Source organism: Paraburkholderia humisilvae (genome assembly GCF_902859855.1).
Taxonomy (GTDB): domain Bacteria; phylum Pseudomonadota; class Gammaproteobacteria; order Burkholderiales; family Burkholderiaceae; genus Paraburkholderia; species Paraburkholderia humisilvae.
The window spans coordinates 16,245-28,730 of record NZ_CADIKH010000063.1; the positions used below are offsets into that span (position 1 = coordinate 16,245).

Sequence of the window (12,486 nt, forward strand, 5' to 3'; positions counted from 1 at the left end):
CTGCGCTTCTCGAAGGTGCTTGTTGCGAATCGCGGCGAAATCGCGTGCCGTGTGATCCGGACGTTGAAGCGTTTGAACATCGCATCGGTCGCGGTCTACTCGGAAGCCGACCGGCATGCGATGCATGTGACGCTGGCCGACGAAGCCGTGTGCATCGGACCCGCGGCGGCCGCGTCGAGCTATCTGAACGTTGCCGCCATTCTCGAGGCGGCGCGCGCAACCGGCGCGCAGGCGGTGCACCCGGGCTATGGATTTTTGTCCGAGAACGCTGCGTTTGCGCAAGCGTGCGAGGACGCGGGCCTGCGCTTTATCGGTCCGCGCCCCGACCAGATGCGCGCGTTCGGCCTGAAACATACCGCGCGCGAGCTCGCGCAGGCGAATCATGTCGCGCTGCTGCCGGGCACGGGCCTGTTGCCGGATGTCGGCACGGCGCTGCGCGAAGCCGCGTCGATCGGTTACCCCGTGATGCTGAAGAGCACCGCCGGCGGCGGCGGGATCGGCATGTCGCTGTGCCGTAGCGCACAGGAGCTCGAAGCGGCGTTCGCGTCGGTCGTGCGCCTGGGCGTTGCGAACTTTGCCAACGCGGGCGTGTATGTCGAGAAGTTCGTCGAACACGCGCGCCACATCGAAGTGCAGATTTTCGGTGACGGCCGCGGCAAGGTGATCGCGTTGGGCGAGCGTGACTGCTCGGTGCAGCGGCGCAACCAGAAGGTGATTGAAGAGACGCCGGCGCCGGGGCTGACCGCCGACGAGCGCGCGACGCTGCATGCGAGCGCGGTCCGACTCGCGCAAGCCGTGCACTACGAATCGGCCGGTACGGTCGAGTTTGTGTTCGACGCGCATGCGCGCCGCTTCTATTTCCTCGAAGTGAACACGCGTCTGCAGGTCGAGCATTGCGTGACCGAGGAGGTCACGGGCATCGACCTGGTCGAGTGGATGATCCGCCAGGCCGAACGCGCGTTGGCGCCGCTCGAGTCGCTGGCGCCGCCCGCCAGCGGCGTCAGTATTCAGGTGCGCGTCTACGCGGAAGACCCGCACAAGCAGTTTCAGCCGAGCGCGGGGACGCTTACGCATGTCGCGTTCGCGAAACACGCGCGTGTCGATACATGGGTCGAAGCCGGTTCCGAAGTCAGCGCGTTCTATGACCCGCTGCTCGCGAAGCTGATCGTCAAGGGCGCCACACGAGAGGGCGCGCTTGCGGCGCTGTCCGGCGCGCTCGAACGGACTCAGCTGTATGGAATCGAGACGAATCTCGACTATCTGCGCGCGGTGGTCGGCTCCGACACGTTCATGCGCGGCGCGCAGACCACCGCGTTTCTATCGCGCTTCGTGTTCGCACCGCATACGATCGACGTGCTCGATGGCGGTGTGCAAACCACCGTTCAGCAATTGCCGGGGCGCCTCGGCTATTGGGACATTGGCGTGCCGCCGTCGGGGCCGATGGACGACCTGTCGTTCTCGCTCGCGAACCAGTTGCTCGGCAACGCGCCGGATGCGGCGGGCCTCGAATTCACGATGGTCGGTGCGACGCTGCGTTTCAATACGACAACACGGTTCGTGCTCGGCGGCGCGTCGCTCGCCGCGACCCTCGACGGCAAGCCTATGCCGTTCTGGCAGGTGCTGCGCGCGGTGCCCGGCGCAGTGCTGAAGCTCGGCGGCGTGACCGGGGCCGGCGTGCGCGCGTGCATGGCGATCAAAGGCGGGCTGCAGGTGCCGGACTATCTCGGCAGCAAGGCCACCTTCACGCTCGGGCAGTTCGGCGGACATGCGGGCCGCGCATTGCGCAAGGGCGATGTGCTGCATCTGGCGGCCGATGCGGACGCGGACGCGGGCGAACCGGGCGCCACGCTCGATACCGCGCGCCTGCCCGCGCTGACGCATGACTGGACGCTGCGCGTGCTGAACGGTCCGCACGGTGCGCCGGACTTCTTTACGCCCGACGATATCGCGATGCTGTACGGCACGAGCTGGACCGTGCACTACAACTCGAGCCGCACGGGCGTCAGACTGATGGGGCCCGCGCCGAAGTGGGCGCGTCCGGACGGTGGTGAAGCAGGACTGCATCCATCGAATATTCACGACAACGCATACGCAATTGGCGCGGTCGATTTCACCGGCGATATGCCGGTGATTCTTGGGCCCGACGGTCCGAGCCTGGGCGGCTTCGTATGTCCGGTGACGGTGGTCGCCGACGAACTGTGGAAGCTCGGGCAACTGCGGCCCGGCGATACGGTGCGGTTCACGCCTGCGCAACCGACGGAAGACTGCGCCGACGCGGACGCCGCGCGCATGCGCAGCGGCACGGATCATCCCGCGCCGCGCGTGGCGAGCGCCTGTGTGACGCCGATCGCCGGTCACGAAGACGCCTGCGTGCTGTACCGCGATCCATCGGCAGGCGACGGAATCGGTGTCGTCTACCGGCAGTCGGGCGATCGGAATGTGCTGATCGAGTATGGCCCGCTGGTGCTCGATCTGAATCTGCGTTTCCGTGTGCACGCGTTGATGAACTGGCTCGACGCGCATAGTCTGCCTGGCATCGTCGATCTGACGCCGGGCATCCGTTCGCTGCAGGTGCATTTCGATCCGCGCGTGCTGCCGCGCAACGCATTGCTCGATCATCTGCAGCGTGCGGAAGCGGAACTGCCCGCCATCGACGGGATGAGCGTGCCAAACCGGATCGTCCATTTGCCGCTGTCGTGGGATGACCCGTCGACCCGCATCGCGATCGAGCGCTACATGCAGTCCGTACGGCCCGACGCGCCGTGGTGCCCGAGCAATATCGAGTTCATTCGCCGCATCAACGGTCTGGCGAGCATCGACGACGTGAAGCGCATCGTGTTCGACGCGCGCTATCTGGTGATGGGTCTCGGCGATGTGTATCTTGGCGCGCCCGTCGCCACGCCGCTCGATCCGCGCCATCGGCTCGTCACGACCAAGTACAATCCGGCGCGCACCTGGACCCCGGAAAACGCGGTCGGCATCGGCGGCGCGTATCTGTGCGTGTATGGGATGGAAGGGCCGGGCGGCTATCAGTTTGTCGGCCGTACGGTACAGATGTGGAATCGCTATCGGACCACGCGCGAATTCGCCGCCGGCAAGCCGTGGCTGCTGCGTTTCTTCGATGAGATCCGTTTTCACGAAGTCAGCGAAGCGGAGCTCGCCGACTTGCGCGCGGATTTTGTGGCCGGGCGCGCGGGCCTGAAAATCGAAGCGTCGACGTTCGATCTCGGCACGTATAACCGCTTCCTGCGTGACGAAGCCGAATCGATCGCCGCGTTCAAGACGTCGCAGCAGGCGGCGTTCGAAGCCGAACGCGAACGGTGGCGTGCCGCGGGCACCGCGGAATACGTGGGCGAGCCAGCAGGCGATGCGCAGGGCGCAAACGGAGTGGGTGGCGCGGCGGGCGCGACGGGCACGGATGCGCTCGCGGACGGCGTGCGCGGCATCGTCGCCGATGTTTCGGGCAGCGTCTGGAAACTCCAGGTTCGCGCGGGCGAGCGCGTCGCGGCGGGACAGGTGGTTGCGATTGTCGAATCGATGAAGATGGAAGTGTCGATCGAAGCGGCCGATGACGGTGTGATCGAAACGATCGATTGCGCGGAAGGGGCGGCGGTCGTCGCCGGACAGCGGTTGATGACGGTGCGCAGTGCCGTTGCAGCCGATGCTACTGAGGAGTTCATGTACAAATGAAGCCAGACAACACTGCGCCACAACCGCTGACGATCGTGTCGCTTTCGGCGAGCTATCGTTCCCGCACGCTGACGCCGGCACAAGTCGTCGACACGATCGCCACCCGCACCGCGGGCGACGATCCGCATCGCGTGTGGATTCATGCGCTCACACGCGACGAGATGATGCGCTACGTTGACGCACTCGAGGGCAAGGACCCGCACGCGTTGCCGCTTTACGGCATACCGTTCGCGATCAAGGACAATATTGATCTGGCCGGTGTGCCGACCACGGCGGGCTGCCCGGCGTATGCATATACGCCGGAGAAAAGCGCGGCGGTGGTCGAGCGCCTGATCGCAGCGGGGGCGATTCCGGTCGGCAAGACCAATCTCGATCAGTTCGCGACCGGCCTGTCCGGTCAGCGTTCGCCGCACGGCGCATGCCGCAATGCGCTCGACCCGCGCTATGCATCGGGCGGTTCGAGCTCCGGCTCGGCGGTGGCGGTCGCACTCGGTCTCGCCGCGTTTTCGCTCGGCACCGATACGGCAGGGTCGGGCCGCGTGCCCGCGGCGTTTCATGGGCTCATCGGTCTGAAGCCGACCAAGGGGGTGCTGAGCACGCTCGGTGTCGTGCCTGCCTGCAAGTCGCTCGATTGTGTGTCGATCTTCGCGCACACCGCGCGGGACGCGCAGCAGGTATTCGACGTCGCGCGCGGGATCGCTGACGGTGACCCGTACGCGCGCGCCTGGACCCCGGCGCAACGCGGCGGCGCTGACGCGCCGACGTTGCGCGGCGTGCGCTTCGGTGTGCCGCGCGCGGTGCAACTCGAATTCTTCGGCGACACGTCGTATGCGCGGGCGTTCGACGCGGCGCAAGCGCGCCTGCGCGACGCCGGCGCGCAACTCGTGGAAATCGACTTCGAACCGTTTCTCGACGCCGCGCGCTTGCTCTACGAAGGACCGTTCGTCGCGGAACGGCTCGCCGCGATCCGGCCATTCTTCGAACAGCATCCGGACGCATTGCATCCGGTGATTCGCACGATCATCGGCGGCGCGGCGAAGTGGAGCGCCGCGGATCTGTTCGCCGCACAGGACAGACTCGCTGAATTGCGCATGCGGGCCGAAGCGGTATGGCAGCACATCGACGCGATCCTGATGCCGACGTCCGCGACGACCGCCACGGTCGATGAACTCGAAGCGGACCCGATTCGCGTGAACTCGCGCTTCGGCTACTACACGAACTTTGTCAATCTGCTCGATCTGTCCGCGCTGGCGGTGCCGGCGGGGGTTTGCAGCACCGGTGCGCACAGCGGGTTGCCGTTCGGCGTGACGTTCGTCGGACGCGCGCATCAGGACGCCGCGCTGCTGCAGTTCGCGTATGCGTGGCTCGGCGAAGCCGTTGAGCCGCAGACGCATGCGGGCGCGCAGGCGGTTTCGTCAAACGAGTCGATCCGCGTCGCCGTGGTCGGCGCGCATCTGCGCGGCGAGCCGCTCAACGGGCAATTGACCGAGCGCGGCGCGCGCCTGATCGAAGCGACCGCCACGGCGCCCGTGTACCGGCTCTACGCGTTGTCCGCCGCGGCGAGCGGCGGCGTTGCGAAGCCGGGTCTGGTGCGCGTGCCGGCTGACGGCGCGCCGATCGCGCTGGAGGTCTGGGAAATGCCCATTGCCGCATATGGCAGTTTCGTCGCGCAAGTGCCCGCGCCGCTTGGCATCGGCACGCTGACACTCGCCGACGGTAGCGCCGTGCAAGGTTTCCTGTGCGAGACGAGCGCACTGGACGGCGCAGCCGACATCACTTCGTTCGGAGGCTGGCGCGCGTATCGCGCAAGCCTCGCCGCGCGATGAACCCGAGTCACGCCACGCGCGCGGTTTGTGCTGGCTTAAACGTGCTGGTTCAAACCGGGCTCAGGCAGACTCGCTACGCCATGAACCGCGCAAGGAGAATTCAATGACCGCTCAAGCACGCGCAAGCCAGGCACGCGCAAGCAACCGCACCGACTGGTTCGCGGTGCGCCGCGAACTGTCGACGAAAAGCCGCTGGATGCTCGGGATCGGCTCGTTCGTCCTGCCCGTTCTCGTCTGGTGCGTGCTCAGCTACGTGCCGTTTGTCTGGCATCCGCAGATGCTGATCGAAAACCCCGGCAGCGTCGATTATTTCCAGCCGGGCATGCGGATCGACAAGGCGACCTTCAACGATGAACTGGCACAGGCGCGTGCGAAGCATGCGGCACTGCCGACCGGCATGTCGGCCAATCCGGTCTATCTGCCGGCGCCGCATGAAGTGCTGCGCGCGTTCTATACCGCGTTCACGACGCCGCCCGCGACGCGCGACGGCCCGTGGCTGCATCAGAGCCTGTGGCACAGCATCCAGGTGATCTTCTGGGGCTTCGTGATCTCGTCTGCGATCGGCGTGCCGCTTGGCATCGTGTGCGGCACATACAGCGCGCTTGCGCGGCTGCAGGAGCCGTTTATCGAGTTCTTCCGCTATCTGCCGGCGCCCGCGTTCGGTGCATTGATGGTCGCGGTTCTCGGCATCTACGATGGGCCGAAGATCGCGATTATCGTGATCGGTACGTTCTTCCAGCAGGTGCTGATCGTTGCGAATACGACGCGCAAGCTCGACTACGCGCTCTTCGAAGCCGCGATGACGCTGGGCACGAAGAAGCTGAAGCTGCTCACGCATGTGGTGATTCCCGGGATCCTGCCGGACCTGTATCGCGATCAGCGGATTCTGCTCGGCTGGGCGTGGACCTATCTGATCGTCGCCGAACTGGTCGGCACGAGCTCCGGCATCACGTGGTACATCACGCAGCAGGCACGCTATGAGCACTTCGATAACGTGTACGCGGCGATCATGATGATCGGCATCATCGGGCTGGGCACCGACCTCGTGCTCGCGTTTATCGGCCGCCGGCTTTTTCCGTGGGACCGTACTTTGAAAGCGTAGGCGCGCGAGACTCGACCTGCCTCGCGGCCCGTTTGTTCCAACGCCCATTCACAGGAATTCATCATGTTGAATCCGCAACCGGTACCGTCCTATTTGCTGCAGTCCGACGCGGTGCGCACGCGTTTTGACCGTCTGAAAGCGCGCAACGTGATTCTCGACGTGCGCGACCTCGGCAAGCGCTTCCCCACACCGCGCGGCGAACATGTCGCACTCGACGGCATCAGTTTCCAGACGCACCGGCGCGAGTTCGTCTGTGTGATCGGGCCGTCCGGCTGCGGCAAGTCCACGCTGATCCGCATCCTCGCCGGGCTCGAGCGGCAAACCAGCGGCGAGGTGCTGATCGACGGCAAGCCGGTCGACGGGCCGGGTGCCGATCGTGGGATGGTATTCCAGGGCTACACGCTGTTTCCGTGGCTCACGGTGAAGAAGAACGTGATGTTCGGCCTGAAGATGAACGGCATGGGCCGCACGCAGGCCGAACGCGAGGCGTTGCAATGGCTCGATCTGGTTGGTCTCGCGAAATTCACCGATGTCTATCCGCACCAGTTGTCGGGCGGCATGAAGCAGCGGGTTGCGATCGCGCGCGCGCTCGCGAACCGGCCGCGCATCCTGCTGATGGACGAACCGTTTGGCGCGCTCGATGCGCAAACTCGCGCGAAGATGCAGGCGCATCTGCTCGATATCTGGCGCAATATCGATGTGACGGTGCTGTTCATCACGCACGATCTGGACGAAGCGATTTTTCTCGCGGACCGCATTCTGGTGCTGAAGGCGAACCCCGGTGAAGTGCAGGAACTGATCGAAGTGCCGGTGCCGCGGCCGCGCGACTACGGACAGGCGACTTCCGCCGAATTCGTCGCGACCAAAGCGCGGCTCGAAGCGCTGATTCATCCGCCCACGGCCGCGGGCGACGATCAGGACGACGATGCTGTCAAGCCGCATATGATCCGGATGACCGACGTATCGGACAACGTGGAGTGATATTGCGCGTACGCCGGACCGGCGACGACGGGGCGCGGTTTTCAGGCGTTCCTGTCGAGATAATTCATCCGCCGTTCAATATCCGCGAGATCCTTCGCGTTCGAAAGATGCGCTTCGCGCCGTCGCTGCTCCGCACGTTCGAGCCATTCGCCCAGCTTGCCCAGCAGATAGGTGATCATCGTAGTCTCCAGTCAGAGTTCAAATCGGGCTCGGCCCGTGGATATCGAGTTCGCCGTCGCCGGCGATCCTGTGCGACGTTCGTGCAATCCGTTCATGCCTGAACTGCGGTACGTCGATAAAGCCCATCGTAAAGCCGGAAAATGAGCGGAATGTGAGGACGTGGCCGCTGCGGCGCTTGTACATCGAAAGCTCGTGTGCAAACCTCAAGCCGCGGCCTGAGGCGTCCGCGCTGCGACCGCCGTTACCTGTCCACGCCGCTCAACCCACACATCAAGGCCCAACGCGCCCGCCACAACCAATGTTCCGATCAACGTCACCGGCTGCCACGCATAAACCGGCGACAGCATCGATAGCGCGAACGACATCACCGGCTGCAGGGCCATACAGATCATCAGCGTCAACCCATCGGTCTTGCGTACGGCGAACTGCATCAACAGAAGCGGCAACATCACGCCGATCACCGCAACCGCGACAACGGGCAAAGCATCGTCCACCGCAGGAACCACCACGCCGCCTTCCATTGCGACCCAAACAAGGGCCACCGTAATCGTCAAATAAAACCGGTGCGCCAGAATCGCGGACGGCCCCCAGCCACGATGGGCGAGCTGTTGAAACGCGCCAACCATCAGCGTCGATGCAGCGCCTGCACTCGCGCTTGCCGCAATCGCAAACACCGTATTCCACGACACCGCCGCCGCCCGCTCCAGCTCAACCGGCACAAGCAACGCGCAGCCACCGACAATCCCCGCACAGACACACAACTTCGCTGCACGCGGCCGGCCTCGACTGCGCCACGACGCCACTACCACCGCGACGAGCACGGCAACGCCAATCTCAATCGCCCCAACCGCAGCGGGCGACAAATGTTTCAGCGCATAGAAGAAGCAAACAAACGCAACCGCTGTCCACACATTGACCGCCACGATCGCCCCGCGCGCGCCGGCGGGTAGCCGGCCACGCGCGGCGATCAGAAACACACCCGCGACCACGCAAAAGCTGATCAACAAAAACTGTGCGGGCGCGACTGCTTCGAGAAACGTGCCGTACATCACCTTGCCGGTCGATTGCATCAACACGGCGAGGAACGACAGCGCATGGGCGGAGTTCACGTTGAACCGCCGGGAATGGCAAGAAGCGCCGCATCCGCAACACACGGACGATCACCGGCACCCGCATGCGCACTCACAGCGATGGCGGCTCCAGCTCCAGCCCCAGCCCCGGCAGGCGCAGCAGCCTCAACCGCCTCAACCGCATACAATGCCCGCGCAGCTTCCCACGCACGAAATTGCGCGATATCCAGACGAATTTGCAGCGGATCGTCATGAACCAGATACACGACGCCACCGCAGAACAGCGAATCGGACGTGCGCCAAACTCTCGCGCCAGGGGCAAGCGGCCGATAGTGCGCGTGAAACGAAGGCAAGCTTGCGAGCTTGCGCAGCCCTTGCGTTGACGTCACCCGGCCGCTGTCGCCAAATACGAAGAACACTTTGGCCAGATGTCGCCGCCGTTCGTATGTGCCAGGCCCGACCGGGTCGCGTGGCGCGGCAAGCAGATCCGCAAAGCGACTGGCCTGCGTCGGCAGACCGGCCACCGCATACGACGGCGCGTCCATCATCCCGCCCATCAGCCGCGCTCCGGTCTCGATCAACGCCGGCCCCTGTTCCGTGATCCGCAACTCGCTGTGTGCCGGGCTGTTCTCGATGCCGAGCGCGCTGATCGCGCGGCGCGTGTAGTCGAATAGAGCGTGGCTTGGCGGTGCGTCGGGATCGAGCAGCGTCATCGATTCCATCGCCATCGAGCCGCCGCGCACGATGCGGTAGTCGACATGCCACGCATCGGTCACGTGATGGGTGCCGCGCTGGCTGACCGTGTTGACGATGAACTGCGGCCCTTCCAGATACGACTGGATCAGCAGGCTATCGTTGAACCCGCCGAGCAGATTGTCATGAAACAGCGCGGCATAGACGGCACGGTGAATGTCCGCGTGATCGTGGCAAATCACGACGCCGTCCGAGCCTGCGCTAAGCAGCGGCTTGACGACCACCGGCCAGTGGTCATGCCGTCGCGCCCATGCGTGCGCGTCGGCCGCGGACCTGATCTTCGCCTGCCGCGCGGCATGCAATCGATGCGCATGCAACTGTTGAATCATGTCGAACTTGTCGCGCCGTGCGCTCAATGTCTCGGGCCGGTTGGTCGGTAGGCCGAGCGCGAGCGCGAGCGATTCGGCAAACGTTACGCCCCACTCGGAGCCTGCGACCACCGCGTCGAGGCGCACGGACGGAATGCGCGTGAGCGCTTGTTGGACCGTGCCGAGATAGCCGAGGTCGACGGCGTATGGACCAGGATCGAAGCTCGCGGCCGCGAGCGTCGGGATCTCCGGCGTCGAGCGCAGGTGAATGCAGATCGCGCCGCGCCGGTTCAGTTCGCGAACCAGTTCGCGCCCGGTCGAATAACCATCGACGATAAGGATCAGTTTGCCGTTTGCGTTTGCCATGAGGTGATCTCCTGATTGGAGGGCCGCGCTGCCTGCGCGACGACCCATGACGGCAATGTAGGAGGCAAGCGGCGCTTCGAATATTCGAAAAAACCTGGCGATACGAAGGAAAAACCAACGCAGACAGCGCTTGCGATCGCGCTCGAGTCAAGCCAGCAAAAGGCTGGAAGGATCCGCAGCGAGTCTAATTTCCGACTCATTCTTTCTCGCTACGATGCGCGGCATTGACGCATCGAAACCTTGTTCAGCCGCCGTTTAAGCGTTTAGCGGCTTGTTATGCGATGCGTTTGCCACGAGGGGACGTGACCAATGGGGTCATGTCTGACGCACGTTGATCGCATTGCATCGAGAAGCGGTGAATCGTATGAACTACAAGCATTTGCATTACCTGTGGATGGCGGCGAAACACGGTGGTATCGCGGGGGCCGCGCAGCGGCTGCATCTGACGCCGCAGACCGTGAGCAGCCAGATCAAGACACTCGAAGAGCGGTTCGGCTGTGTGTTGCTGCGACGGCGCGGACGTCTTGTCGAATTGACCGACGCCGGTCGCGTGGCCGCGGAGTACGCGGGGAAGATTTTCGCGTTGGGCGCCGAACTCGAACGTGAGTTGCGCGCGCCGCGCCGAAGCGTCGATGTGCTGCGCGTCGGTATTGCGGACTCGATCCACAAGGCAATCGCATGCCGGTTGATCGAGCCCGCCGTGACGGCGCACGCGGGCTTGCGTGTCGTGTGTCGCGAGGGCCGGCAGATGGCGCTGGTCGGCGAGCTTGCTGAACATCGGCTCGATGTGGTGCTGTGCGATGCGCCATGGCTTGATTCAAGCCCGCCGCGCGCGCGTAGCGACAAACTGGGCTCGACGAGCATGGCGGTGTTCGCTACGGCCGCTTTGATGGAAATGCATCGCGAGACATTCCCCGCATGCCTCGCACACATGCCGATGCTGTTGCCGGGCTCGGACAGCGAGTTGAAGGCGCGCTTCGACGCGTGGCTCGTATCGAACGGTCTCGCGCCGCCCATCTTCGGCGAATTCGACGATGGCGCGTTGATGATTGCATTCGCGGGCGAGGGCAGGGGCGCGATTGTCGCGCCGTCCGTGCTCGAGGCGTCGTTGCGGGCACAACATGCGTTGTTGCCGCTAGGACAGGTCGACGAGGTGCGGCATGAGTTCTACGCGATTTCGCTCGATGGAAGAGCGAGGCATCCGGCGGTTGGGGAGATTACGCGGGCCGGTGGGCGGCTCGAGCTTTAACTGCGCGAACCATCGCGTCGTCTGCTTGCCGAGAACCCGGCTGGATCGCGGTCATTAGTCTTCAAGCGGCACTTCGAAGCGCGTCCGGCAACTCGGACATTCGACCGGTATGAACTCGCCCTGCGCGGCACGCAGCACAAGCGGCTGCTCCTCGCCCGACAGAAAGCAGACCGGGCAGGGAAACGCTTCGTGCGACCTCAGCCGATGCCAGCGGTCGACGTAGCGCTCGACGTCGTGCGGCGGCGTGCCGATCGCCTCGAGATGGTCGAGCAGCACGTGAAACAGAGCGGGGTTCTGCATCGATATCCTCCGGTCCCTTTCTGGCGATCGTCTGGCGGGTTGAATGCGGGGCGTCGGGTTTGAGCGCGGCGGCGCGATGCGGCCGCGTCGGTGGCGACACGCTCTACCTGCCGCTCTCACATGATAGGCAGACGCGCGCACGTTGTGACCGGCTATCGAGCCACACATGCAACTTGCGACGTATCGCAAGACTGAATAAAGCCCGCTTTTTGCTGCGCAAGCGAATTGTTGCGTTTTCCAGCATGAGTTGGTCGGCCTTAAGTTCCGATTAAGAGTTCCCTTCTACATTGGTACGGCCGCGCGAGCCGCGGGCCGTCGCGCCCGACTCGCCGTCCGCTTTCGTGAACTACCGGGGGGTGGTGAACGAAGACCATCGTCGACACCTTGTCGACTGCCGCAAGGCAAAGATGGCGGCGGTACCGGCTGCCATCCGGCTGCAACGGGCCGGCGGCGACCTTCAGGACCCGGCTCCCAGCCGGGTTTTTTCTTGCCTGCGCGCGTTGAGCACTGCTTGCGCATCCGATCCGCATCCGATCGTCGGACGTGGAAAAGTCGGGTAGCAGCGACACATTGCTGCGCCGCCGCCCCCTAAGAACCGTACAGGCGAGTTTCCCCGCATACGGCTCAAGCCTCATGTAAGGTTGATGTCGCACCAACCCGG

At 64.5% G+C, this 12,486-nt stretch carries 10 protein-coding genes; 5 read left to right on the forward strand and 5 right to left on the reverse strand.

Annotated elements, in window-relative coordinates; genetic code table 11:
* From uca to HV796_RS34380, 4 genes are all read left to right on the forward strand, one after another.
* The gene (gene uca / locus HV796_RS34365; RefSeq protein ID WP_175232354.1) at positions 1-3,690 is read left to right on the forward strand and encodes an urea carboxylase; all 3,690 of its coding nucleotides are present in this window, start codon (positions 1-3) and stop codon (positions 3,688-3,690) included.
* Positions 3,687-5,516: an allophanate hydrolase gene (gene atzF / locus HV796_RS34370; RefSeq protein ID WP_175232345.1), complete on the forward strand. Its 1,830-nt coding sequence runs from the start codon at positions 3,687-3,689 to the stop codon at positions 5,514-5,516. Before uca ends, atzF begins: the two co-directional genes overlap by 4 nt.
* A 103-nt stretch (positions 5,517-5,619) precedes the next feature.
* Entirely contained in the window at positions 5,620-6,618 is a 999-nt protein-coding gene (locus HV796_RS34375) for an ABC transporter permease (protein ID WP_175232346.1), read from the forward strand.
* Positions 6,619-6,681: 63 nt separating this feature from the next.
* On the forward strand, positions 6,682-7,599 hold the full coding sequence (locus HV796_RS34380) for an ABC transporter ATP-binding protein (RefSeq protein WP_175232347.1): 918 nt from the start codon (positions 6,682-6,684) through the stop codon (positions 7,597-7,599).
* A 41-nt stretch (positions 7,600-7,640) separates the two neighbouring features.
* On the opposite strand, the gene HV796_RS34385 is transcribed toward HV796_RS34380, so the two are convergent.
* Genes HV796_RS34385 through HV796_RS34400 form a run of 4 tightly spaced genes read right to left on the reverse strand, consistent with a single transcriptional unit; the run spans position 7,641 to position 10,276 of the window.
* Positions 7,641-7,778: a DUF3563 family protein gene (locus HV796_RS34385; protein ID WP_175232348.1), complete on the reverse strand. Its 138-nt coding sequence runs from the start codon at positions 7,776-7,778 to the stop codon at positions 7,641-7,643.
* 19 nt (positions 7,779-7,797) lie between these two features.
* Positions 7,798-7,962 (reverse strand): hypothetical protein, encoded by a 165-nt coding sequence (locus tag HV796_RS34390; protein ID WP_175232349.1) that lies wholly within the window; start codon positions 7,960-7,962, stop codon positions 7,798-7,800.
* 20 nt (positions 7,963-7,982) lie between these two features.
* The gene (locus HV796_RS34395; protein ID WP_175232350.1) at positions 7,983-8,888 is read right to left on the reverse strand and encodes a hypothetical protein; all 906 of its coding nucleotides are present in this window, start codon (positions 8,886-8,888) and stop codon (positions 7,983-7,985) included.
* Positions 8,885-10,276 carry an ATP-grasp domain-containing protein gene (locus HV796_RS34400; protein ID WP_175232351.1) on the reverse strand — a complete coding sequence of 464 codons (1,392 nt, stop codon included), beginning with the start codon at positions 10,274-10,276 and terminating at the stop codon, positions 8,885-8,887. The genes HV796_RS34395 and HV796_RS34400 overlap by 4 nt, the downstream gene beginning before the upstream one ends.
* 364 nt (positions 10,277-10,640) lie before the next feature.
* Here HV796_RS34400 and nhaR point away from each other — a divergent pair, with 364 nt between their 5' ends.
* A complete protein-coding gene (nhaR, locus tag HV796_RS34405; RefSeq protein WP_175232352.1) occupies positions 10,641-11,525 on the forward strand; it encodes a transcriptional activator NhaR in 885 nt (294 codons plus the stop codon).
* A 54-nt stretch (positions 11,526-11,579) separates the two neighbouring features.
* On the opposite strand, the gene HV796_RS34410 is transcribed toward nhaR, so the two are convergent.
* Entirely contained in the window at positions 11,580-11,825 is a 246-nt protein-coding gene (locus HV796_RS34410) for a hypothetical protein (RefSeq protein ID WP_175232353.1), read from the reverse strand.
* Positions 11,826-12,486: the final 661 nt, after the last annotated feature.